General features: G+C 50.4%; 22 protein-coding genes. All 22 read left to right on the forward strand.

The window, feature by feature from the left end; genetic code table 11:
• The first annotated feature begins 35 nt into the window (after window positions 1-35).
• The 22 genes from E2980_RS00925 to E2980_RS01030 all read left to right on the forward strand — a co-directional run bounded on the left by E2980_RS00925 (window position 36) and on the right by E2980_RS01030 (window position 23543).
• Window positions 36-1415: an NfeD family protein gene (locus tag E2980_RS00925; protein ID WP_338080586.1), complete on the forward strand. Its 1380-nt coding sequence runs from the start codon at window positions 36-38 to the stop codon at window positions 1413-1415.
• 75 nt (window positions 1416-1490) lie between these two features.
• Window positions 1491-2480, forward strand: coding sequence for a flotillin-like protein FloA (gene floA, locus E2980_RS00930; RefSeq protein ID WP_276322226.1), 990 nt, complete (start codon window positions 1491-1493; stop codon window positions 2478-2480).
• 37 nt (window positions 2481-2517) lie between these two features.
• A complete protein-coding gene (locus tag E2980_RS00935; protein WP_135150241.1) occupies window positions 2518-2994 on the forward strand; it encodes a hypothetical protein in 477 nt (158 codons plus the stop codon).
• Between the two features lie 156 nt (window positions 2995-3150).
• Window positions 3151-3447 (forward strand): sporulation protein YqfC, encoded by a 297-nt coding sequence (gene yqfC, locus E2980_RS00940; protein WP_135150242.1) that lies wholly within the window; start codon window positions 3151-3153, stop codon window positions 3445-3447.
• Between the two features lie 105 nt (window positions 3448-3552).
• Window positions 3553-4746, forward strand: coding sequence for a sporulation protein YqfD (yqfD, locus tag E2980_RS00945; RefSeq protein ID WP_135150243.1), 1194 nt, complete (start codon window positions 3553-3555; stop codon window positions 4744-4746).
• Window positions 4747-4761: 15 nt separating this feature from the next.
• A complete protein-coding gene (locus E2980_RS00950) occupies window positions 4762-5727 on the forward strand; it encodes a PhoH family protein (protein ID WP_135150244.1) in 966 nt (321 codons plus the stop codon).
• Window positions 5728-5750: 23 nt separating this feature from the next.
• Entirely contained in the window at window positions 5751-8018 is a 2268-nt protein-coding gene (locus E2980_RS00955) for an HD family phosphohydrolase (protein WP_135150245.1), read from the forward strand.
• Complete coding sequence (ybeY, locus tag E2980_RS00960) at window positions 8015-8551, forward strand: rRNA maturation RNase YbeY (protein ID WP_135150246.1); 537 nt, start codon at window positions 8015-8017, stop codon at window positions 8549-8551. Before E2980_RS00955 ends, ybeY begins: the two co-directional genes overlap by 4 nt.
• Entirely contained in the window at window positions 8548-8922 is a 375-nt protein-coding gene (locus tag E2980_RS00965; protein WP_135150247.1) for a diacylglycerol kinase family protein, read from the forward strand. Before ybeY ends, E2980_RS00965 begins: the two co-directional genes overlap by 4 nt.
• A 25-nt stretch (window positions 8923-8947) precedes the next feature.
• The gene (locus tag E2980_RS00970) at window positions 8948-9373 is read left to right on the forward strand and encodes a cytidine deaminase (protein ID WP_135150248.1); all 426 of its coding nucleotides are present in this window, start codon (window positions 8948-8950) and stop codon (window positions 9371-9373) included.
• Window positions 9374-9396: 23 nt separating this feature from the next.
• On the forward strand, window positions 9397-10299 hold the full coding sequence (gene era, locus E2980_RS00975; protein WP_135150249.1) for a GTPase Era: 903 nt from the start codon (window positions 9397-9399) through the stop codon (window positions 10297-10299).
• Window positions 10300-10409: 110 nt separating this feature from the next.
• On the forward strand, window positions 10410-10559 hold the full coding sequence (locus E2980_RS00980; protein ID WP_135150250.1) for a YqzL family protein: 150 nt from the start codon (window positions 10410-10412) through the stop codon (window positions 10557-10559).
• A gap of 6 nt (window positions 10560-10565) precedes the next feature.
• Entirely contained in the window at window positions 10566-11378 is an 813-nt protein-coding gene (gene recO, locus E2980_RS00985; RefSeq protein WP_135150446.1) for a DNA repair protein RecO, read from the forward strand.
• A 324-nt stretch (window positions 11379-11702) separates the two neighbouring features.
• Window positions 11703-12590, forward strand: coding sequence for a glycine--tRNA ligase subunit alpha (gene glyQ / locus E2980_RS00990; protein WP_135150251.1), 888 nt, complete (start codon window positions 11703-11705; stop codon window positions 12588-12590).
• Window positions 12583-14664, forward strand: a complete 2082-nt coding sequence (gene glyS / locus E2980_RS00995; protein WP_135150252.1) for a glycine--tRNA ligase subunit beta — start codon at window positions 12583-12585, stop codon at window positions 14662-14664. The genes glyQ and glyS overlap by 8 nt, the downstream gene beginning before the upstream one ends.
• Window positions 14665-14689: 25 nt before the next feature.
• On the forward strand, window positions 14690-15496 hold the full coding sequence (locus E2980_RS01000; protein WP_135150253.1) for a pyruvate, water dikinase regulatory protein: 807 nt from the start codon (window positions 14690-14692) through the stop codon (window positions 15494-15496).
• A gap of 232 nt (window positions 15497-15728) precedes the next feature.
• Complete coding sequence (locus E2980_RS01005) at window positions 15729-16862, forward strand: glycosyl hydrolase family 8 (protein WP_135150254.1); 1134 nt, start codon at window positions 15729-15731, stop codon at window positions 16860-16862.
• Complete coding sequence (locus E2980_RS01010; RefSeq protein ID WP_135150255.1) at window positions 16859-17707, forward strand: GGDEF domain-containing protein; 849 nt, start codon at window positions 16859-16861, stop codon at window positions 17705-17707. The genes E2980_RS01005 and E2980_RS01010 overlap by 4 nt, the downstream gene beginning before the upstream one ends.
• Before the next feature lie 70 nt (window positions 17708-17777).
• Entirely contained in the window at window positions 17778-19352 is a 1575-nt protein-coding gene (locus E2980_RS01015; RefSeq protein ID WP_167746928.1) for a polysaccharide deacetylase family protein, read from the forward strand.
• On the forward strand, window positions 19349-20599 hold the full coding sequence (locus E2980_RS01020) for a glycosyltransferase family 2 protein (protein WP_135150257.1): 1251 nt from the start codon (window positions 19349-19351) through the stop codon (window positions 20597-20599). The genes E2980_RS01015 and E2980_RS01020 overlap by 4 nt, the downstream gene beginning before the upstream one ends.
• An 18-nt stretch (window positions 20600-20617) precedes the next feature.
• The gene (locus tag E2980_RS01025; RefSeq protein WP_135150258.1) at window positions 20618-22855 is read left to right on the forward strand and encodes a cellulose biosynthesis cyclic di-GMP-binding regulatory protein BcsB; all 2238 of its coding nucleotides are present in this window, start codon (window positions 20618-20620) and stop codon (window positions 22853-22855) included.
• A 217-nt stretch (window positions 22856-23072) separates the two neighbouring features.
• Complete coding sequence (locus tag E2980_RS01030) at window positions 23073-23543, forward strand: YaiI/YqxD family protein (protein WP_135150447.1); 471 nt, start codon at window positions 23073-23075, stop codon at window positions 23541-23543.
• Window positions 23544-23603 lie beyond the last annotated feature (60 nt).

Genomic DNA, 23603 nt, shown 5'->3' on the forward strand with positions numbered 1-23603 from the left:
TTGTCTTGGAAATATTAGCTTTAGGAGGAATGGTCTTGATTCTAACGGACTCGAATCGCCAACGTATCGCCGGCTGGACAAGAGCGATGAGATTTACCTTGCTCATCATTTTGTCGGCAATACCCTTATTGGGCATTATCGTTGATAACGCTCGCGCTGCAGGGACTGAATCGGAAGGCGCCGTATACGTCATTCCGGCGCATCAGACCGTGCAAAGCGGTCTCGCCTCCTTCTTGGACCGTGCGATGACCGAGGCGGAGGATGCGAAAGCTTCCCTAATCGTGCTGGACATCGATACTCCTGGCGGACGGCTAGACACCGCGGAGGAAATCGGTAAGCGCATTCGCAGCGCTACCGTTCCGACGGTTGCTTTCGTCAGCGGCAAGGCGGCTTCGGCGGGCGCTTATCTAGCGCTGAACGCCGGAGACATCGCGATGGCTCCAGGTACGACGATCGGGGCGGCTATGATCGTGGACGGAGCCGGGAATGCCGTCGAGAATCCGAAGCTCGTATCGTTCTGGAGCGAAGAAATGGCAGCCGCAGCGCAGATTAATGGACGTGATCCTGCTATTGCGGTAGGAATGGTAGATCCTAACCGAGTCGTTGAAATGAAGGAGATCGGCGAAACCAAAGAAAAAGGACAGATCATCTCCTTGAGCGCCGAAAAGGCTTTGAAGGTCGGTTATTCGGAGAAGATGGCCAAGACGGCGGAGGAAGTCATCGCTTGGAAAGGGTTATCCGATAGAACGGTCATCGCGCTCAATCCCTCATTCGCCGAAAGGGTTTCCGCGGCGGTGACGAGTCCAGGCTTTGGCACTTTGCTGTTAATTATCGGCATCGCGGGAATCGCCATCGAATTTCTCGTCCCCGGCTTCGGAGTTCCGGGAATTATCGGTCTTATCTCATTCGGCCTCTATTTCTTCGGTCAATCGATCGCGGGTTTCGCGGGCATGGAGTCATTGGTCGTGTTCCTGATCGGGATTGGCCTGCTCGTGCTAGAGGTATTTATTCCGAGCTTCGGTGTTCTCGGTATTCTTGGGATCGCTGCTGTCGTATTCGGAATCACGATGGGGGCATACGATAAGGGCAATGCGTTGCAATCGCTAGGAATTGCCATTCTCGTTGCCGCGGTCATCGTCGGCGTTTTCGTCTACATTTTCCGCAAGAGGGGGATCTGGAACCGGTTCATCCTAAACGAGCAGCTTACGACGGACAAGGGCTTCGTCCCGCAGCAATCCCGGGAAAAATGGATCGGGCAGGAAGGGATGACGACTTCCATGCTTCGCCCGTCGGGTATGGCGGATTTCGGCGAACAGCGGCTTGACGTGATCACATCCGGGGAATTTATCGAGAAGGGCAGACGGATACGCGTAATCTCGGTGGACGGAACAAGAATTCTCGTGAAGGAAATTTAACAGGTTTTACCGAATTAACTTGATATGCAGAATGGGCAATACCATTAAAAATGTCGGAGGTTAACAATGGATAACATGGACGTACAGCTTTTGGTCATTATTGCAGTGGCCGTTATCGCGATTTCGGTATTTATGAGCTTTTTCCCGTTTATGCTCTGGATATCGGCTCTCGCTTCCGGAGTGCGGATTAGCATTATTACCTTGGTGGCTATGAGGTTGCGGCGCGTCGTTCCCAGTCGAATCGTGAATCCGCTGATCAAGGCGACGAAAGCAGGATTGGGCTTGAATATTAACCAACTGGAAAGTCATTTCCTTGCCGGCGGTAACGTTGACCGCGTCGTAAACGCGCTAATCGCGGCGCAACGAGCGGATATCCCTCTCGTGTTCGAACGCGCGGCCGCAATCGATTTGGCCGGACGCGACGTCCTTCAAGCGGTTCAAATGAGCGTAAACCCGAAGGTTATCGAGACTCCTGTCGTATCGGCGGTCGCGAAAAACGGCATCGAGGTCAATGTCAGAGCTAGAGTGACGGTGCGAGCGAATATAGACCGTCTTGTCGGGGGAGCAGGTGAAGAGACGATTCTTGCGCGCGTAGCGGAAGGGATCGTAAGTACCAATGGTGCTGCGGAATCCCACAAAGACGTTCTGGAAAACCCAGACCTGATCTCTAAGACGGTTTTAGGCAAGGGATTGGATGCGGGTACCGCCTTCGAAATTCTATCCATTGATATTGCGGACGTAGACGTAGGAAAGAACATCGGAGCTCACCTGCAGACCGAGCAAGCGGAAGCCGACAAGCGCATAGCCCAAGCGAAAGCGGAAGAGCGCCGCGCCATGGCGGTAGCCCAGGAGCAAGAGATGAAGGCGCGCGTGGTCGAAATGCAAGCGAAAGTGGTCGAAGCGGAGTCAGAGGTTCCTCTTGCGATGGCCGAGGCATTGCGTTTGGGGAAGATCGGCGTTATGGATTATATGAACTTGAAAAACATTGAAGCCGACACCCAAATGAGAGGCTCCATCGGCAAGCAAAACGACTTGACGGGCGGAGACGGCCACCAGAAGCCATGACCTTACGCGCGAATTTCTTAAGTAAGGAGGTTGTAACATGGAGCGGCTAATTTCATTCCTGATGCATAACTTTTATTTCGTCATCATCGTGGTCGGAATCATCTATTCGCTCTTTTTCCGCAAATCTCCGCTTGAACGGCCCCCTAACCGGATGCCGGACTTCGGAGGCGGCGGCCAGAATGGGCCTAGACGCCCTGGAGAATTAAGGCCCCCAGTGGCACAGCCTACGCGGACAGAGCCTGCAGACACCCATTTCCCGGCTCCGCAGCGGCAGACGCAACCGAATCCGGTCAAGACTCCTTCTCCGATTAGGGTTTCCACTGTCGGAACGGAGGACTCTCTCTCGGAGGAAGCGCAGCGGAAGCGGGTCGCAGTAAAGCAGCCAGAATCAAAGGGGCTATCCCGGCCAGATCGAACCCACTCTCCGGCACTTACGCCGGAGGATCTCACTCGCGCCGTTGTCTGGGCGGAAATTCTCGGCCCGCCGCGAGCGAGACGTCCTTTTCGGAGATAAACCGGTAACAATACGATCCATCAACCAACGCAAGCGAGTCCTTCGGGACTCGCTTTTTGGCGTCTTTGCGCAAGGCTGCGCAAGCTTGGACGGGGCTCGCTTCATAAAGAAGTTCTTCCGTGCATATGTTTACCGTATAGGAGGGAGGACCGCCCAATGATGCGTGTAAGTCGGAAGCTGCGCAAATGGACCGCAACGATTCTCGACCTGCCGCAGGATGTGGTGCTGGACTTGCCGCGCATCACGATGATCGGGGGCCTTCAGGTGACGGTGGAAAATCACCGCGGGATACTCCATTTCTCCCCGGAATTGCTTCGGTTGGCGATGGACAACGGGGAACTGGAAGTGACGGGCCAAGATTTGATTATCCGGAATATCGGGGCAGAGGAAGTGTTCGTTGAAGGGAAAATCATGGGCGTCCGGCTGCAGCCTAGAGGGAAGAAGCCCCAGTGACGCTTAATCGACAATAAGTTTCGATACAAACGCGTACCGCCGTCTCAAGGACGGCGAAAGCCGTTTTACTTGAAGGACAAGCTCTAAGCCGGGAGGAGAGCAAGCATGAAAGGGACTTGGGTGGCAATGCTGCGCGGATACGTTGGGGTTAAGCTCATAGGGGGAGAGGCGGAGGCATTCCTCAATGCGGCTACGAGCGAGCGGATCGGACTGTGGAATATCGCGTTTACGCCTCGAGGCGAGCTGACATTCGGGATAATGGTGTCCGATTTTTTTCGCCTGCGTCCGGTGCTGCGCAGGAATGGCAGCAGGACGCGAATTATTTCTCGCCACGGACTTCCCTTCCGAATGGCGCGATTATCCAGAAGAAAAACCTTCGCGGGCGGGATGCTCGCTTTCGTGGCGGCCTTGTTCATCCTCTCCACGATGGTGTGGGAAGTCAAGATCGAAGGGAACTCCGCCATTCCGGAGGAAAAAATACGCCAGATGGCGAGAGCAGAGGGAATATATGCCTACCAGTGGTCCTTCCGGCTGCAGAACGCCGCATCATTGTCGCAAAGATTGGCGCTTCGTTTGCCCGAAGCAGCGTGGGTCGGAGTGGACAAAACGGGGACGTCCATCAAAATTACGGTTATCGACTCGACTAAGCCGGAGAACAAGGCTCCGGCAAGCCCGAGACATCTCGTCGCCAAGACGGACGCCGTCATTACGCGGGTCATAGCGGAGAATGGGCGACCGAAGGTTGAGCGCAATGATCGGGTACGCAAGGGAGACATTCTGATTTCCGGCCTATTGGGAGACGAGAAGCATAGCAAAGCGGTCGTATCCAAAGGTAAGGTGATGGGTCTTGTCTGGCACGAATTCCGTATCGAATCCCCTTTGTCAACCAAAACAAGAAACCTCACGGGCGCCTCCCAAGATCGCGGTTACTTGATCATTGGCAACCGCGCGCTTCAGATCTCCGGCTATGGCGGGCACGATTTTGCGGACTCGCAAACCCGCACGACGGTTAATAGGGCGCAGCTATGGAACAGATGGCTGCCGTTCGGAACGATGAAGGAGCATGAACTGGAAGTCGTTGAAATAGAGAAGAAGCTGACTCCCGCAGAGGCGAAGGAGGCGGGACTTAAGCAAGCCCGCGCCGAATTGCTTGCCAAAGGAGGGCAAGACGCAATCATCAAGGCGGAAAAGATTTTGCATGAACAAACCGAGAATGGTAAAGTGTTGTTAACCGTTCTTTTTGAAATGGAACAATCTATCGAGGTCGAACGTCCTATATTAGAAGCATCCATCGAGTAGGGGGAATGAGGCTTTTTGACGGAACTGAAAGAATATACGACTATCCCGTTACGCAATGCGGCTGAAGGCTTAGCGCTATTCGGCCCGCAGGACAAGTTTCTTCGTATAATCGAAAAGGAAACCGTGTCGCATATTCATTCCAGGGACGCGGAAATTTATATTGAAGGACCGGCGGAGGAAGTACGCTCGTTGCAGCAGCTGTTCGATACGCTCATACAGCTTGTGCAGGGCGGTCTCCAACTGAACGAACGCGATGTCCGATACGCTCTGGAATTGTCCCGCGAACTGAAGGCGGACGAACTGCTTTCCTTGTTCAAGGGCGAGATCACGTCCACTTTCCGCGGCAAGCCCGTTATTCCCAAGACTCTCGGACAGCGGCATTACGTGACCACGATCCGAAAGAAGGATATCGTATTCGGAATCGGCCCCGCGGGCACGGGCAAGACGTATTTAGCGGTCATGTGCGCGGTCGCGGCTTTGAAGGAAGGAAGGGTGAAGCGCATTCTTCTGACGCGCCCGGCGGTCGAAGCGGGCGAGAGCTTGGGTTTTCTGCCAGGCGATCTGCAGGAAAAGGTCGATCCGTACTTGCGCCCTCTCTACGATGCGTTGAATGACGCGCTAGGCTTGGAAGGCGTAGCGAAAGCGATGGAGCGAGGCCAGATCGAAATCGCGCCGCTTGCTTACATGAGAGGCCGGACGCTCGATGATTCCTTCGTCATCCTGGACGAAGCGCAGAATACGACTCCCGAACAGATGAAGATGTTCCTGACGCGGCTTGGCTTCGGATCACGCATGGTTATTACGGGCGACGTCACCCAAATCGATCTTCCCAAAGGGAAAAAGTCCGGATTGATCGAAGCCGAGCGCATCTTGCGCGACATCGAGGAAATCGGAATCGTATTCTTTACCGATCAGGACGTAGTTCGTCACGCCCTTGTGCAAAAAATCATATTGGCCTACAATGCGAACAGCGAACAGTAAACCATAAGGGAGGGGAGTGCCGGATGAGTCGGAACAAAAGCGGCCAGCCTAGCAATCCGCTTTCCTTGTCAGGGGCAGCGGCAGGATGGAAGCACAGCGCGGCAATGCGTTGGCTCCTGCTCCTGCTTTTTGTATTTTTGTTTTATTTCAGCATTGCGCCGCGGCTCGTTCCGGAAACCTACGATATTACGCTTAACGGCAAGAGCGATAAGGATATCAAAGCTCCGCGACAGGAGCTCGACGATAAGGCTACCTTGAAGGCGCAGGAAGAAGCGGCCGAGAAAGTCGGACCGATCTATTCGATCGTGGCCCTTAGAAACGAAGCGTTGATCAACGAGATTTTTACGAGAATCGAGCAGCTGAATCTGGACGATCAGATCACGGAAGCCGATAAGGTCGATATCTTTCGCAGGGTTATTCCCGAGCGCGTAGAACAATACATCGAGAATTTCGTAGCGACGAACAGCGGCTCCGAAACCTACTCCGCCGGCTTGCTGGAGGAGATGGAGCAGGTCGTCCTATCCCAGACCTATTCCATACCGGAGGAAACCTTCTACAAAATCCCGCGCTTAACTCCCGAGCAATTGCTCGAAATGCGGACGATAGGAAAAGAGGTCGTGCGCAAGCTGACCAGCGAGTCGTTGACCCAAGCGGAGACGGCCCGCACGAAGGTCGCGGAGCTTGTCAACGCGAGCTCCCTGTCTCTGAAGACGGAACGGGAAATCGTTCAGGAGCTGGCAAGGCTCGCCATTCTTCCGAATAAATTCTACGACAAGAAGGCGACGGAAGACGCGAAGGTGGAAGCAAAGCAGAATACGCCTCCCGTAATGATCAAGCAGGGAGACATCGTGGTCAAAGCGGGACAAGTTATAACGGAAGACATCTATGAGAAGCTGGATTCCATGGGTCTGTTGAAGGAACGTAAAAATTACTTGCCGCAGCTGGGCGTCCTGCTTTTTGCTATTATTTTCACACTGGCTTTGTATGGGTATGGGGAATTAACGACCGTCGCTTCGGCTGCTCATAAGCGGACGAACGTGCATTGGGTTATGCTGCTAATCACGTTCGGGCTTAACATCCTATTCATGCATTTAGTTGCCCTGACGCATAGCTCGGAATGGCCTTTCGTTGGATACTTGGCTCCGATCGCAATGGGGAGCATGCTGGTTACGTTACTCTTGGATCTGCATCTGGGCCTCGTCAGCTCCTTTCTGTTCACCCTATTGGCCAGCATCATTCTGAACGTGGAGCAAGAGCATGTTTTCGATTTCCATTACGGGTTCGTGGCCGCGGTCGTAACGTTCACCTCCATTCTGGCCATTCATCGGGCCAGCCAGCGATCGTCAATATTAAAGGCTGGAATCATGGTCAGCCTATTCGGCTCCGTGGCCGTGCTGGCCCTCATGTTGGTCAACCCGGAGCCTAACAGGATACAGCTTATCCAATCGGTTATCTTCATGTTCTCGAGCGGGCTGCTGACGGCGGTATTGGTTATCGGATTGATGCCATTCTTCGAGGTCACTTTCGGTATTCTGTCCGCGCTTAAGCTCGTGGAGTTATCGAACCCGAACCATCCGTTGCTGCGCAAGCTTCTAACCGAAACGCCAGGCACTTACCATCACAGCTTGATGGTCGGCAATCTGTCTGAGGCGGCGGCTGAATCCGTCGGGGCGAACGGGCTGTTATGCCGCGTAGGATCGTTCTATCATGACGTCGGGAAGACGAAGAGACCCCTTTATTTCATCGAGAACCAGAACGGAGCAGGCAATCCGCACGACAAGCTCGATCCCAAGGTCAGCGCATCGATAATCATAGCGCATGCCAAGGATGGCGCGGACATGCTTAAGATGCATAAACTGCCCAAGCCCATTCGAGACATAGCCGAGCAGCATCACGGGACGACCCTTTTGAAATATTTTTACTACAAAGCAGTCAAACAAGCGCAAGAGCAGGGCGTGGACAACGAGTGGACCGAGGACGATTATCGCTACCCCGGGCCTAAGGCGCAATCCAAGGAAGCGGCGATCGTGGGGATAGCGGACTGCGTAGAAGCCGCGGTACGTTCGCTGAATCATCCGAAGGTAGAGCAAATCGAAGACATCATTGGGAAAATAATCAAAGAACGGCTGGATGACCATCAATACAACGAGTGTGACTTGACACTGAGAGAATTGGACAAAATTGCGGAGACGCTTAAGGAAACCGTAATCGGGATGTTCCATTCCAGAATCGAGTATCCGGACGATAAAGAAGTAAAGAAACTGAGAGATGTGAAGGAGATTAAACCATGACTCTAAGTTTAGAGTGGATCGACGAACGTGAAGGCGGAGCGGGCGAACGCGAAGAAAAATGGATGGATGTATTGGAACGGCTTTTGCGGATCGCAGGGGAGAAGGAGGGGGTTACGGACGGGACCGTCACGCTAACCTTGACGGACGATGAAGGCATTCGCGAGCTGAATCGTCAATATCGCGGGCTGGATAAGCCTACGGACGTGTTATCCTTCTCCTTGATCGAAGGCGAGGAGCCGAATATTCAATATAATGACGAATACGAGGCTTCGGAAGATGGCAGCGAAGAATGGAAGGACGAGGAGAAGGCGGGGAACCCCTTTTCCGACTTGCTCGGGGATATCGTCATTTCCGTTCCTAGGGCTCAAGCTCAAGCCGAAGAGTACGGGCACAGCTTCGAGCGCGAGTTAGGATTCTTATTCGTGCACGGGTTTCTCCATCTTGTGGGATACGACCACGGAGATGAGGAGCAGGAGCGGGAAATGTTCGCTAAGCAAGAAGAAGTACTTAAAGCGGCAGGGCTATCCCGATGAGCGGCTGGCGTTCGCGCGAGGTTCGATCCTTCCGTAACGCCGTTGCGGGTATTTGGGAAACGTTCCGGAGCGAACGTCATATGCGATTTCATCTTGTTGCCGCCTTCATCGTCATCGCCATAGCCGCATGGTGTAAGCTGGAACGTTGGGAATGGCTGTGGTTGATAGCAGCTATTTCAAGCGTATGGGTTGCGGAACTATTCAATACGGCAATTGAACGGACGGTAGATAGGCACTCCCTCGACGTTCACCCGCTGGCAAAGGCCGCCAAGGATACGGCGGCAGGCGCCGTGTTGATAGCAGCCTTGTTCGCCGTGACGGTAGGATCGATCGTGCTCGGCCCCCCGTTGTGGAAAGTTTGTTTTCAGTAGATGGTCGAAACGGAGGAAATCATAAATGAGCGTCAAAGACCTTTCCCTTACGATAGAACAATTTCTGGATGCGGCCAATAATGCGCGTTCGAATGCTTACGTGCCTTATTCCGGCTTTAAGGTCGGAGCCGTCGTGCTTGATAAGCAAGGACGTCTGCACAACGGCTGCAACGTGGAGAACGCGGCATATAGTCCGACCAATTGCGCGGAGCGAACGGCATTGTTCCGAGCGATAGCGGACGGCTGTAAGGCAGGAGAATTCCAAGCGATTGCCGTAATCGGCGAAACCGAAAGCCCGATTACCCCGTGCGGCGTATGCCGTCAGGTGTTAGCGGAGCTTTGCGAGCCTGAAATGCCCGTAATCCTCGGTAATTTGCAAGGAAACTACCGCGTTACGACCGTATCCGAGCTATTGCCGGGTGCTTTTACTTCACGGGATTTGAATAAATGAGCGGAATCGAAGGAGATTAGGCTATGCAGAAAAAAGGCTTCAAATCAGGCTTCGTGGCGATAGTAGGACGACCTAACGCAGGGAAATCCACGCTGATGAACCAAGTGATCGGGCAGAAAATCGCGATCATGTCCGATAAACCTCAGACTACCCGGAACAAAATCCATGGCGTGTATACTACGGATGACGTTCAAATCGTTTTTCTGGATACTCCGGGAATTACGAAACCTAACTCGAAACTCGGCAACTACATGCTGAAGGCCGCGGAGAGCGCCTTTAACGAAGTGGAAGCAATTCTCTTCCTGACGGACGTGACGGAGCCGATCGGCGGCGGAGACCGTTATATCATCGAACAGCTCAAGAAGGTAAAAGACACCCCGGTTTTTCTCGTTCTTAACAAAATCGATAAGATTCATCCGGAAGAAATGCTTCCGGTCATCGATAAATACCGAAAGCTGATGGATTTCTCCGAAGTCGTGCCGGTTTCCGCGCTCCAAGGCAACAATGTAAACGCGTTGCTCGAGCAAGTGTCCAAGTACTTGGGCGAAGGCCCGATGTATTACCCGGCCGATCAAATCACGGATCATCCCGAGCAATTCGTGTGCGCGGAATTGATTCGCGAGAAGCTCTTGCAGCTTACCCGGGAAGAAGTGCCGCATTCCATTGCGGTGGAAATCGAGAGCATGAGCGTCGCCGATAACGGACTCGTAAATATCGGAGCCGTCATCTTCGTCGAACGGGATTCCCAGAAGGGCATTATCATCGGGAAGAGCGGAGCCCTCCTGAAGGAAGTCGGCAAGCTTGCCCGGCAAGACATGGAGCGTCTTCTCGGCTCCAAAATCTTCCTGGAGTTATGGGTCAAGGTAAACAAAGATTGGCGCAATCGCGAGTCTATCCTTAAGACATTGGGTTACCGCAACGATTAACCGGCGAATATTCCGATTTCGTAAAATGTGTCAGGCATATCGAGACCGCGCTAGTGACATCCTAATCCGTGAAAGTGCAATTCATTTTCGACCGGAGAGGATGAGGCGCTGTGCGGGATTTCACGTGGCACGTGTTTACGCAAACCGGCGATATCGAAGCTTATCTGCTTTATAAGGAAGTGCACAATCTTGGAGCTTCCGAACTAGGAACGGATTACGGGTCGGAAGATGAAGAGGGTCATGTCGTGGACGAGGAATGAGTGCCGATGTTATATCGGGTGGAAGGGTTAGTCATTCGAAGCACCGATTACGGGGAAGGAAATAAAATTATTACCCTGCTTACGCCAACCCATGGCAAGCAGGGCGTTATTGTGCGCGGAGCGAAGAAGCTGAAGAGCCGATACGGTTCGTTGGCGCAACTCTTTACATACGGCGACTTTTCTTATTATAAAACCGGAAGCTTGGGAACCTTGAACAGCGGGGAGATTATTACTTCGTTTCAGGAGCTGAGACAAGGGCTTGAAGGTCCTGCATATGCCGCATACGCGGCGGAGTTAACGGATCGCGCGATCAATGACGATGAAGCGGCGGCTTACCTGTTCCATCAGTTGAAAGCTTGCCAGATTGCCCTTGCGGAGGGAAAAGATCCTCAGATCGTCGTGAGAGCTTACGAGATGAAGGTCTCGAGCGCGGCGGGTTATGCTCCTTTGTTGGATGAATGCGTAAGCTGCGGAAGACAGGAAGGCCCTTTTCGGTTCAGCTCGACCGCTGGCGGGGCGTTATGCTCGTCATGTAAATATCGGGATTCCTCGGCGCTTGAGTTGGAAGAGACGGTATGGAAGCTTTTGAGGGTTTTCTCTGCGTTGGATCTGCGCAGACTGGGCAACATCGCGGTCAGGGATAGCTCCAAACGTCAATTGCAATTAGCGTTAAGGAGATGGATGGATAACCATCTTAGCCTTAACCTGAAGTCTCGAAATTTCCTGGATCAGTGGGAGAAATACGGCGATCTTCTCGGAGAGAGGATAAAGCGCCCCGAGCCGGCTGCGGAGGCCGAGACGGGAGACGGTCCCGTTTGACAGGCCGCGTCGCGGTAGTTTAGAATGGCATCATAACGTTTTGTCTCTGTGAAGGAGAAAGTAGCCGAATACCGTTAGCAATCGCAGCGAGCCGGGGATAGTGCAAGCCCGGAGACACGGATCGGCGAAGGGCGCTCTGGAGAGATTCGCACGAATGAGGAGGGTATTTCCTTCGTGGTCAGCGGGTTACATAACCGAGCCTAAGGAAAGCCAAGTAGGGTGGAACCGCGGGAATGTTCAGCTCCCGTCCCTATGTCTGCCAAGGCAGACGTGGGACGGGGGCTTTTTATGTTATTCAGACACTCCAAAGGAGCGAAACAATCGATGAATTTTCAACAAATGACGTTGACGCTGCAGCAGTTTTGGGCAGAACAGAATTGCATAGTCGTGCAGCCTTACGACACGGAGAAAGGCGCGGGAACTCTTAATCCGATGACGTTCCTGCGTTCGCTTGGACCTGAACCGTGGAACGTTGCATATGTCGAGCCTTCCAGAAGGCCTGCCGACGGAAGATACGGTGAAAATCCGAACAGGCTTTATCAGCATCATCAATTCCAGGTCATCATGAAGCCATCCCCCGACAACATCCAGGAGTTATATCTAGATAGTCTTAAGAGGCTCGGCTTGGATCCCCTACATCACGATATTCGGTTTGTTGAAGATAATTGGGAGCATCCGGGGCTTGGTGCTTGGGGCCTTGGCTGGGAAGTGTGGCTGGACGGAATGGAGATTACCCAGTTTACTTATTTCCAGCAGGTTGGCGGTATCGATTGCCATCCGGTCGCGGTGGAGATTACTTACGGGATGGAGAGGCTCGCTTCATACATTCAAGAGAAAGAGAACGTGTTCGATCTCGAATGGGTGAACGGCGTCACTTACGGGGACGTATTCAAACAGCCGGAATACGAGCATTCCAAGTATACGTTCGAAGTATCGGATACGGCTATGCTGTTTCAATTGTTCTCCACCCACGAGAGAGAAGCCAAGCGAGCGATGGACGCGAATCTCGTCTTTCCCGCTTACGATTACGTGTTGAAATGCTCCCATACGTTTAATCTCTTGGATGCTAGAGGGGCCATTAGCGTAACGGAGCGTACGGGTTATATTACAAGAATTCGGAACCTGGCTCGCCAAGTGGCGGCCACCTACGTGCAGGAGCGGGAACGGCTTGAATTCCCGTTGCTTAAGAAAGGAGCTGCGAACAATGGCTAAGGACCTGTTGCTGGAAATCGGCTTGGAAGAAGTGCCTGCCCGTTTCGTGAGGGGCGCGATGGACCAATTGAAGGAAAAGACGGAGAAATGGCTGACGGATAGCCGGTTGGCTTTCGACGAAGTTAAAGCATACGCGACCCCTCGCCGTTTGACCGTACTCGTCAGAGGCCTTACCGATAAGCAAGCGGACGTAACTGAAGAAGTAAAGGGACCGTCCAAAAAAATCGCATACGACGAGAACGGCGCCCTCAGCAAACCCGCGCAAGGCTTTGCCCGCAGCCAAGGCGTCGATCCGGAATCGTTATTCATTCGCGAAGTAGCGAACGTCGAATATGTATTCGCCACGAAAAGCAGCCTCGGCGTAGAGACTTCGTCTCTGTTGCCCGAAGCGTTGCCTGCATTGGTAACCTCCTTGACGTTCCCTAAAAATATGAGGTGGGGTAATTACGAGCTTCGTTACGTAAGGCCGATCCGTTGGCTCGTGGCGCTTCACGGCTCGGAAGTCGTGCCATTCGAAATTACCGGAGTAACATCCTCTAACAAGACGCGCGGACACCGGTTTCTCGGCAAGGAAACGTTGGTGGAAGAGCCTTCCGCTTACGTTGAACGATTGCTTGCCGAGCAGGTTATCGTAGACGTAGAGGTTCGCAGGAAAGCCATTCTTGACGGAATCCATGCCCTTTCGCAAGAACGGGGCTGGAATATCGCGGTCAAGGAGGATTTGCTTGAGGAGGTATTGTTCCTCGTCGAGACTCCGACCGTGTTGACGGGCTCCTTCGACCCGTCGTTCCTGCAAATCCCGCAAGAGGTTCTCATTACTTCCATGCGCGAGCATCAACGTTATTTCCCTGTTTTCGATAGCGACAATCGGCTTCTGCCGCATTTCGTGACCGTAAGGAACGGCGACAGCCTATCGCTTGACGTCGTCTCCAAAGGGAACGAGAAGGTATTGCGTGCCCGTTTGTCGGATGCGAAGTTCTTCTATGAAGAAGACAAGAAGCTGGTTATCGCGGATGCGTTGGCTAAGCTTGAGAATATCGTTTACCATGAGGAGCTTGGATCTATCGCGGACAAGGTGCGACGCGTTCGTATCGTAGCCGACCGAATCGCGAGGCATCTGCGTCTTGTCGATACGGATCTGGAAGATGTCAGCCGCACGGCGGATATTTGCAAGTTCGACCTCGTGTCGCAGATGGTTTACGAATTTCCCGAACTCCAAGGCATCATGGGAGAAGATTACGCGCGCAAGGCCGGAGAGCGCGAGAGCGTAGCCCGCGCGATTAACGAGCATTATTCTCCTCGCAATGCAGGCGATCGGCCAGCTGCTTCTCTTGTTGGAGCAATCGTCGGAATTGCCGATAAGTTGGATACGATAGCCGGCTGCTTCTCCATCGGCATTATCCCGACGGGTTCGCAGGATCCTTACGCGCTTCGCCGACAGGCGGCGGGAATCGTCAATACTTTGCTCGCGCACGAGCTTGAGATCACATTGGCCGATTTATTCCAAATCGCTTTAGACGTTCAAGCGGTTAGAGGGTTGAAGCGAGAAGCCTACGATATAAGTAGGGATATGCAGGAGTTCTTCTCCCTACGGATCAAGAATGTGCTGTCCGATCAATCCATCCGATACGATGTCGTAGATGCCGTTCTCGGAGCGGGCGTATCCGATGTCCGTCGGACTCTCCTGCGGGCGCATGCCTTGCAAGCCGTCACGGCAGATAGCGGCAAGGCGGAGTTCCGTCCGGCAGTCGAAGCGTTTAACAGGGTTTGTAATCTTGCGGCAAAAGCGGACTCCAAACAAGTAGACGTTGGGTTATTCGAGGATGCGGCGGAAGGGCGGCTCTTCGAAGCATGGCAGCAAGCTCATGGCGAATTTATTAGCGCCGGCACCGAAGCGAACATGGCAGGAGCACTGTCGGCCCTTTCATCCCTTAGCGGACACGTGGCAGCCTTCTTCGAAGCGGTGATGGTCATGGCGGAAGACGAGGCCGTACGACGCAACCGTCTGGCCATTCTGGCTCTCGTAGCCGACGACGTTAAACAATTCGCGGATTTCTCCAAGCTGTCGGGTTGACTATTTACCGGAAGGAGCAGGGCGTATGTCGCAAGTTAGCGTGACCGTATATGTGGTGTCGGACTCCGCGGGGGACACGGGAGAGCTTGCGGTGCGCGCTGCCGCAGCTCAGTTCCACCCCTTATCCGTACACATTCGCCGCGCGGCGTTCATTCAGAGCCGTGAAGGCATCGATTCGATTCTCGCCGCCGCGCAAGCCGAGAACAGCATCGTGCTGTACACGTTGGTCATCCCGTTCCTGCGCGATTACATGGTCGAACAGACGAGCAGCATGAATCTGACGGCCATTGATCTACTGGGACCGCTCATCGATAATCTAGAGCGCGCGCTGGGCCATGAATCCCGTCACGAACCGGGATTGAACCATTTGCTTAACGCGGACTATTTCCGTAAGGTCGAGGCGGTGGAATTCGCGGTTCGTTACGACGATGCCCGAGACGTTACAGGAATACTAAAGGCGGATATTATCCTCGTGGGTGTATCGCGGACATCGAAAACTCCGCTCTCGATGGTGCTCGCACATAAGACGTACAAGGTTGCCAACGTTCCCTTGATCCCTGAGCTAGTGCCTCCCAAGGAGCTGTATCTCGCATCTCCGAACAAGGTGATCGGGTTAACGATTGATCCATCATCCTTGAACGCCATCCGCAAGGAGCGGCTCAAAGCTCTTGGCTTGCCGGATTCAGCGCCTTACGCGACATCGGAGAGAATTCTAAGGGAATTGGATCATGCGCGATCCGTGATGGATAAGATCGGGTGCATCGTCATCGATGTATCGAATAAGGCGGTTGAAGAAACCGCCAGCATCATTTTGGAGCATTTCCAGGGGTAACAAAAAAACATCAATTTATTTGGAGAACCGACAAGGTTCTCTTTTTTTTGATCACAGCGATCGCTTTACTGGAACCAGTCGGAAATTGTTTTTTGTTCAGACTTTGTCTGGTTTTATGTGGTAGAATATAAATTGAACTCATATTGTCGAATTTTGAAATATATACAGGTCTTTGTTCCTGATGAGTAGTAGTATTTACCTATAAAACGTGATTTTTGAAAGGGACAGAAGAATGTCAAGAAAGAAGTTATATGTATTCTTTTTTATCGCTGTCTTTCTCCTTGCATCGATATTTTTGATTCTTTTTCCGAAATTCAGAGAATCAAGAACGGAATATAAAGTAGACGCGGAGGCGAGTCTATTGTTCCGTGTATTCTATAAGAGCTTTATGGATGATTCGGGAGGCATCTATACCAATTTGCGTAACGACGTACCTAAGGTTTCAGGGACGGCAACTGGCCATCAGATGCTTTCGGAATCGACTGGATTGATGATGCTTTACGCCTTAAGGAATGGGGATCAAATGTTGTTTGATCAGCAGTTTAGTTTCTTGAACAAACATTTGATTACGAAAACCGGGTTGGTTCGTTGGATGGTTGATCTAGAAGATGACTCCCATGATGTCTCCTCCAATGCTAGTATTGATGATTTAAGAATAATCTGGGCATTAAGAGAAGCGGACCGAATGTGGGGGCAAGAGAAGGGGCGATTATACAGTAAAAAAGCTGAGAAAATTTCAGTAGCACTACAGAAGCATAACGTTACTGGCGGCATTCTTACCGATTATTTCGACTGGAAATCCGAACAGCCTGCTGATTCGGTCACTTCCTCTTATTTAGATCTTAAAACGATTTGGGATCTTGCAGAAAATGATGAAGATTGGAAGCCTGTTTATGAGTCATCCTTACAGATATTGAAGGAGGCGGCTCTATCTAACGGTTTATATAAAAAAACGTATAAATGGAAAACAGGAGACTGGGAGCCTATAGAGTCGGTGCATTTGGTAGATACCCTATACTGTGCCTACCATTTGGCCGAAGTCGGCAAAGATGTATCCCCGACCATTCGATTAATTGAAACACGGATGGAAGCAGAAGGAAAGCTTCATGGTAGATTACATCCGGACGGAACGTCAGCAGGGGATTTGGAATCCCCAGCTGTTTATGCCCTTGCAATTAGGCTTTTGGATATCGTTAATCCCAAGCATCCCATTATAGAGAAGTTGAAGCAGCGGCTTCAGGATATGGCCGTGTCCGATTCGAACTCAATGTACCAAGGCGCATTTGTACATCTGCCCGATCTCGAAGGATATTCGTTTGATCAATTGCAATCGCTTTTGGTCGAGAAAAAGGAGCAGTTACTTTGAAAAGATTCGATCGAATTTATATACTTCAACTTTTCATGTTTTTATCTATGGTTGTTTGGGCTTTGTATCTAGCTTTTACTATCGAACTTTATCCTCTGAATTACATATGGTTTGGGTTGGTGACCTTGCTCAGTATTCTGGGAGTGATGAGGGGGCTTCTTGCGTCTCTGGTTGCGGCAATCTTCGTCATTTTTGGCTACGGAAGCTGGATCCTTTATCGGTTATATATCGAGAAATCGATCGCGGACATGGTTTTTAACGACCTATTCTGGATGTTTGTATTTCCGATTGCTACCTTGATTTCTGGTATTTATGGACGGGAACTGAGTGATATTTCCAAGCAAGTCGCCCTCTTCGATGAGAATTTCAGTGAACGCATTACAACAGATGATGTGACCGGGTTCCAAAACAATAAACAATTCAAGCAGGATCTGGACGAGGAAGTTTCCAGGAGTATCCGTTATAAGCGTACTATGACCTTGGTACTTATGGAAGTTGCCCACTATAAAGAGCTGTGGAAGTCTTATGGTAAGATCACCGGAGATCAAATATTGAAGCAAATCTCTGGTCAAATCGAAGTAGTATTGCGAGACGTGGACAAAAAAGCGTATTTGGGCGATGGATTATTTGCTGCTATATTGCCTGAGACACCTATAGAAAATGCGAACATCGTCAAAATCAGAATGCATGAAGCTGTGATGAGAACGGATTTTATTGTTGCTGCCCGAGGTAAACGGATGAAAATAAAATTGAAAATCGGCATCGCAGGCTGCCCGGATGAAGGGGAAGATCCTACCACTCTCTTTGACAAGGCCAGGGCCGGAATGGTGTATGATGTCGGCTAATCGGTTGTCGGCATTCATTTGTTTATGTCTTGTGTGGATCGTTGTCTTAACGTTCGGTTTCACCAATAGGATGACTGCGCAAGCCGATGGAATAGATCCAGTTGGATTACACAAGCTGCTTATCGTTTACTCTGAGGAATCCGTCCAAGAAAAGGCGATTATGCTCGCCAATTTGTCAGGTCATTTCAGAATGACAGCGGAAATGGTGACGTTATCTGACATGACTGTCTCTCGAACGAAAGAAGCGGAATTCGTGATCTTCATCAGTTCACCCTCGCCAGATCTGCGTAAAATCGCCGAAAACAAATTGAGAACTTTGAAGGTACCGATACTTTGGATCGGTGAACCGCCGGGGGGACAAGAGCGGAATCACAAAACGCTTTCAGCTATTCGTTACCTTTTTAAGGAACTGACGTATACCGATCGAAGCAGCCCGATATTCCGGCTCCCGGAACTCGGGGCATCAATTAAGCCTATCGTGCTGGCCGAAGCTTCAGACGGTGATCAAACCGTACCTCTGCTGGTTGCAGCGGAAAGTCGCTGGTTTTTCCTTTCACAACAATTGTTCGGGATCCCCGGAAAAATATTGGAGGATGGGCTGCATGATTTTTTCGGGGAAGCTCATGAAGAGCGCCATGAAGGGTATATCAGGATCGAAGACGTACACCCATATGTGGAGCCGGAGCGATTGATAAAAATTGCCGATCTCCTCTATGAACGAAACATTCCGTATATGGTAGCGGTCATTCCGGTATACGTCAATCCGAAATCCGGCGAGCACATCCAGATGGGTCAACGGCCTGAATTTGTTCGTACATTAAAATACATGGCTGATCATGGCGCAAGTATTATAATGCATGGGTATACGCATCAATATCGGATGTCTGAAACCGGCGAGGGATTCGAGTTTTGGGATTCTATCCAAGACACTCCCGTGGATAATGAGGAAAAGTATACTTTGGACAAGCTAGATCGCGGGATCGCCGTACTGCTCAACAATGGTATTATTCCGGTGGCTTTTGAGCCCCCGCATTACACAATGTCGCAAGACGGATACCGGTTGCTTTCTCGATATTTTTCCACCCTTGTTGCACAATTACAAGTTTCAGATAGAACTTATTTATTGACGCAGCAGCCTCCTTACCGGTTGGACAGTAAACGCCATGGCTTGCACGTCATTCCTGAAACGATTGGATATGTGCTTAACCAACCGGGTTATCCGGAACTGATGCGCCCAGAAATCGATCAAATGATGATGGTTAGAGACTCTGTAATCGGTGGTTTTTTTCACCCGTATCTTCCGATTGAGAAACTGGAGGAGCTACTAGACATCTTGTACGTTTATCCCTTGGATTATATCGATTTAAACAGAGAGAACAATCGCGTGTTTTCGGATTTCGCTGAAATCACATCGTCCATCGATGGCGTTCAAGTAAAGGTATTAGACCAGGTTAAGCTCGATCGGTTGGGGGCACCACCGCCGGTCGTAAAAAAAAGCTTGCTTTCAGATTTGACTTATCTGGTGACTTGGGGCATTGCGTTTATAGTCCTTGGGTTTCTCGTCCTGTTCGTTTATATTCTGATTCGGCTCAATCGTAAGAAGAGAGCGGCCATCTTTACCGAAAGAGAGGCGAGAAGCAGATGAGCGGAAATACTTTGTTTTTGATTTCACTTTTTTCCATTTGGCTCTTACTGTTGTATCATATGTTTTTGGCGCTCGGTGGATATTTGTATTCGGTTTGGGTGGAAGGACAAAAGCAACATCCGCTTCCCGTCAAAAAGCAATGGCCAAAGGTAACGATTCTGATTCCGGCGCACAACGAAGACATCGTCATCCGGAATACTCTGGAATCAATGGTGGAATTGGATTATCCGAAGGACCGATTGCAAGTCATTGTTATCAACGATAATTCATCTGATCGGACTGGTGAAATTTGCGACAGTTTTGCCGATAAGTATCCGTTCATACAACCGATGCACTCCTTTCCGCCTGAAGGAGGGATAGGAAAATCAGCGGCGTTGAACCGGGCGCTGAAACATGCTACAGGCGAATTCATCGCTGTATACGACGCAGACAATAATCCTGAAAAAGCAGCGATCAAACAACTCGTAGTTGCCTTTGACGATCAGCCGTTAATCGGGGCGGTTGTTGGAAAGTTTCGCGTCATCAATGCTCGAAAAAACTTGCTGACCCAATTTATTAACATAGAAACGATAAGTCACCAGTGGATGACGCAGGCCGGTCGGTGGAAATGGTTCCGGATCAGTTCCATTCCCGGTACCAACTTCATGATCCGAAAGCATGTTTTGGTGCAGGTCGGAGGGTGGGATGGAGAGGCGCTTGCGGAAGACACAGAGCTCAGCATTCGAGTTTACGAAGAGGGGTATTCGATTCGGTTCTATCCTCTTGCGATCACTTGGGAGCAGGAGCCGGAAACTTGGAAAGTATGGTTTAAGCAAAGAACAAGATGGGCTCGCGGAAATCAATACGTCATCATAAAGTACTTGCCCAGGTTGCTCACCATGAAAAGAAAAAAAATGATCTTCGACTTGCTTTATTATTTCTTTACTTATTTTCTATTTCTCGGTGGTGTTCTTCTATCTCACACCGTCTTTCTATTAAGTGCGCTGGGTGTAGTCGAAATGACGCTGCCAGGGCCATTTATCCTCATCTGGTTACTAGCTTACATGTTGTTCATCATTGAAATTATGATTACTCTCGCGATAGAACGGACGGAATTGACACTCAAAAATTTCTTTATCGTGATCCTGATGTATTTGACTTACTCTCAGTTGTGGATCGTATTGGTTATTCGCTCTTTATGGCTTCATATTAGATCCGTCATTCGCCGAGAAGAATTCAAATGGGACAAAACGCAACGTTTTCAGTGAAGATGGGATGTGACTGATATGTATCGAAAACGGATAGCATTTATATTGCTGGCGGCGCTTGTCGTTTCTTTCCTGCCGGCGCATGTTTCCGCCGCAGTAAACAATAACCAGGCGACTTCGGACAATTTGGCAGAACGTCTAATGGCCAAACTTGAACAGACACCGCTTGCAGGCCAAACTCCTCCTGAAGTTGCCCGTCTTGGTGAATCGGAAGCGACATCATCCGTGGAAGAGGTTCTTCCACGGGGGGTTCAGTCGGAGAATCTGTTCGTATATTCTGATGATTTGGTTGTTCAAGGGGTAACAAACCGGCAAGATTTTTATTTTGAAATGACAGCGAGTCGGGTTCTTTACAAAGGATCTTTTTTGGAATTGATATTCAGCCATTCCCCGACGTTTCTTCCTAAAAAATCAACATTGACGATTCTGCTTGATGATGAGCCGCTCGGCAGCGTTTTTCTAAACGAATCTAACTTAAAGCGAACAAGCTGGAAGGGGGATTTATCTGATAAAGAGCTCAAACCGGGCTTTCACAAGCTTTCGGTGATATCCCACATGGAAGCATCTGAGAACTTGTGCGACGACCAGAACAACCCTGCCAACTGGTTGATATTGCATAAAGAAAGCTTGGTCCATTTGCGGCTAATGCAGGCTTACGATCAGGCAGATATGGCATATTATCCAAGTCCATTTTTAGAAAGGGGAGGGTTGGCCCCGCTACAGACTCTACTTGTCGTTCCTGATGCCGCGAATGAAACCCAGTTGAAGGCACTTGGAGAGATGGCCGGATTTTTCTCGTCGGAAGCACCAGCCAACTTGTTGTCTTTTCAAGCGTATAAAGAGTCGGACTTAAATGGTGAATTGCTGAAGAAAAATATGATTTGGATTGGAAACAAAGATCAATGGGGAGCTTATGGTAGGCAATTAACTAGTCAGGGAGCCGCCAATGGAAAGGTTAAGATTTCAGTTTCGCCATGGAATTCAGAAAGCACGGTGTTGAGTATCAATGGCTCGAATCAGGAAATCGCTTCCGCTGTAAATCAACTTGTGACACCGAGCCTTTATGGGCAATTGTCCGGTCAGTCTTATGACATTGTCGGGATGGCATCATTAGCAGAAACTGTCAATTCCGCCAACGACGGGAGTAATCTTTCGCTCGAGGATCTCGGTTTCGGGGATTTGGTCGTTGAAAGTCCAATCGTAGGAACGACACGGATTACGTATTCTCTTCCAACAGAGGCCGATACGAACAAACCAGGTCATTTTAAAATGCATTATAAGCACGCGAAAACGTTGAATTTTGCCCAGTCCCTTGTGACGGTGAAGGTGAACGGCCTTCCAGTTAAAAGTCGATATTTGAATGAAGAGTCGAGCGATTTTGGGGCGCTTGATATCGAAATTTCCTCCGATTTAATGGCTAATCGTAATCTGATTATCGATGTTGCGTTCCAATTCAGTTCAGCTCAAGGGGCTTGTACCGGAAATACGCAAATCGGGAACTGGGCTGTTATCAGCAAACAGTCGCTGCTGAGCTTCCAATCACGACCAAACGGTTCCATGTTGTTGGAAGAAATACCGTATCCTTTCGTTATCAGGCAGCAGTGGAATAACACGATGTTTGTACTGCCGTCCACTCCGACTTCTGCGGAACTCAGTTTGTTCGCTACTTTCTGTGGTTTGATCGGAAAGAATGTGAAAACTGATTCGGGAAGCGATCCATTCTTTGTTCGCTTTGATGATCCAGGCCTACCAGCGGCTGCTGCTCAAAAGAATGTAGTCTTTATCGGCATCGCGGACAAAATTCCGAAGACCTTGTTAGAGAAGTCAGGGTTTCCGGTGAAACTGAAAGACGGGAGATTTATACCGGCGAACGGTCAAGTCAACCTGCTGCCGGAAGCGAGAGACGGGTTCTTGATGACTATGGTCTCTTCGCCTTACGGGGAGAACGGTCAAGTACTCGTAGTGACGGGAATCGACGAACAGTCATTAAAACGAGCTAATGAGCAGATCGCAAATCCAGTTCTACGTGCCCAAATAACCGGGAAAACAGCTTACATCGATTCTTTGGACCGTGTAAATACGGTTCAAGGAGCACCTGCTATTATGGTAAAATCGACGATGTTAGATAAGGCATCGGAGTTACTTGACATAACCAACAACACGGTGTTCATGCGGTTCGTATTTATCGGACTGTTTGTCCTTGTACTTGGTGTCATAGGGATTCTGCTATGGTTCACCCGCAGAAGAAGCCGCTGATTACGTTGCAAATGTCAGAAGACATATAATTATGAAACATAATACCGTTCAAACACGTATATGGAAAATAGAATTTGAAGTATATCTTATTATAGTATAGAATTTTAAGGTTATCAGATAATGGAAACAAAATTTGATGCCATTAAAGCAGGATTTTGATTCTCGTTAGCGTATATAATATAACGGCAAACTTTGGGTGAATCGCGTGGTGATGTCGATGCTTGTCCCACGTCATCGGGTCGTGGTTGATGGCGATGCTTGTCCGGTAAAGGCGGAAATTGCCAGAACCGTGAGGAGCTGCGGAGCTACCGCGCTTCTTGTTTCGAGCCATGCTCACGTGCTTGTGCCGGAACCGTCCGTCGAAGTGGTGACCGTCGACGCCAGCGATCAATCGGCGGATTTGTATATCGCTAATGTTTTGACGAAGAACGATATTCTGGTTACCGGGGATTACGGCCTGGCAGCATTGGGATTGGCGCGCGGATCGGCCGTCTTGACGCCGCGGGGCAAGGAAATCCGGGAAACCGATATCGAAGGTTTGTTGGAACAACGTCATTTCTCGGCCCGTCAAAGGCGAGGAGGCACTCGTACCAAAGGGCCGCGGCCCTTTACCGACGAGGATCGCGATCGGTTTCAACACAAACTGACAACTCTATTGCGAGGGTTGCAGGAAAATCCCGACCTTTAGCGAATTGTATTACGTGCAAGAAAGTGACCTGCGATGCGATTGTTCGACAATCGAGGTCTC

This window comes from Cohnella luojiensis (genome assembly GCF_004564235.1).
Taxonomy (GTDB): Bacteria; Bacillota; Bacilli; order Paenibacillales; family Paenibacillaceae; genus Cohnella; species Cohnella luojiensis.

What these genes read in the sequence shown, in the direction of transcription:
- yqfD (WP_135150243.1), top strand. Translation starts at nt 3,553, where the DNA reads ATGAAAGGGACTTGGGTGGCAATGCTGCGCGGATACGTTGGGGTTAAG.
- E2980_RS01015 (WP_167746928.1), top strand. Translation starts at nt 17,778, where the DNA reads ATGACTGCGCAAGCCGATGGAATAGATCCAGTTGGATTACACAAGCTG.
- E2980_RS00970 (WP_135150248.1), top strand. Translation starts at nt 8,948, where the DNA reads ATGAGCGTCAAAGACCTTTCCCTTACGATAGAACAATTTCTGGATGCG.
- ybeY (WP_135150246.1), top strand. Translation starts at nt 8,015, where the DNA reads ATGACTCTAAGTTTAGAGTGGATCGACGAACGTGAAGGCGGAGCGGGC.
- E2980_RS01025 (WP_135150258.1), top strand. Translation starts at nt 20,618, where the DNA reads ATGTATCGAAAACGGATAGCATTTATATTGCTGGCGGCGCTTGTCGTT.
- E2980_RS00955 (WP_135150245.1), top strand. Translation starts at nt 5,751, where the DNA reads ATGAGTCGGAACAAAAGCGGCCAGCCTAGCAATCCGCTTTCCTTGTCA.
- recO (WP_135150446.1), top strand. Translation starts at nt 10,566, where the DNA reads ATGTTATATCGGGTGGAAGGGTTAGTCATTCGAAGCACCGATTACGGG.
- E2980_RS01020 (WP_135150257.1), top strand. Translation starts at nt 19,349, where the DNA reads ATGAGCGGAAATACTTTGTTTTTGATTTCACTTTTTTCCATTTGGCTC.
- glyS (WP_135150252.1), top strand. Translation starts at nt 12,583, where the DNA reads ATGGCTAAGGACCTGTTGCTGGAAATCGGCTTGGAAGAAGTGCCTGCC.
- yqfC (WP_135150242.1), top strand. Translation starts at nt 3,151, where the DNA reads ATGATGCGTGTAAGTCGGAAGCTGCGCAAATGGACCGCAACGATTCTC.
- era (WP_135150249.1), top strand. Translation starts at nt 9,397, where the DNA reads ATGCAGAAAAAAGGCTTCAAATCAGGCTTCGTGGCGATAGTAGGACGA.
- E2980_RS00965 (WP_135150247.1), top strand. Translation starts at nt 8,548, where the DNA reads ATGAGCGGCTGGCGTTCGCGCGAGGTTCGATCCTTCCGTAACGCCGTT.
- E2980_RS01005 (WP_135150254.1), top strand. Translation starts at nt 15,729, where the DNA reads ATGTCAAGAAAGAAGTTATATGTATTCTTTTTTATCGCTGTCTTTCTC.
- floA (WP_276322226.1), top strand. Translation starts at nt 1,491, where the DNA reads ATGGACGTACAGCTTTTGGTCATTATTGCAGTGGCCGTTATCGCGATT.
- E2980_RS00935 (WP_135150241.1), top strand. Translation starts at nt 2,518, where the DNA reads ATGGAGCGGCTAATTTCATTCCTGATGCATAACTTTTATTTCGTCATC.
- E2980_RS01000 (WP_135150253.1), top strand. Translation starts at nt 14,690, where the DNA reads ATGTCGCAAGTTAGCGTGACCGTATATGTGGTGTCGGACTCCGCGGGG.
- glyQ (WP_135150251.1), top strand. Translation starts at nt 11,703, where the DNA reads ATGAATTTTCAACAAATGACGTTGACGCTGCAGCAGTTTTGGGCAGAA.
- E2980_RS01030 (WP_135150447.1), top strand. Translation starts at nt 23,073, where the DNA reads ATGCTTGTCCCACGTCATCGGGTCGTGGTTGATGGCGATGCTTGTCCG.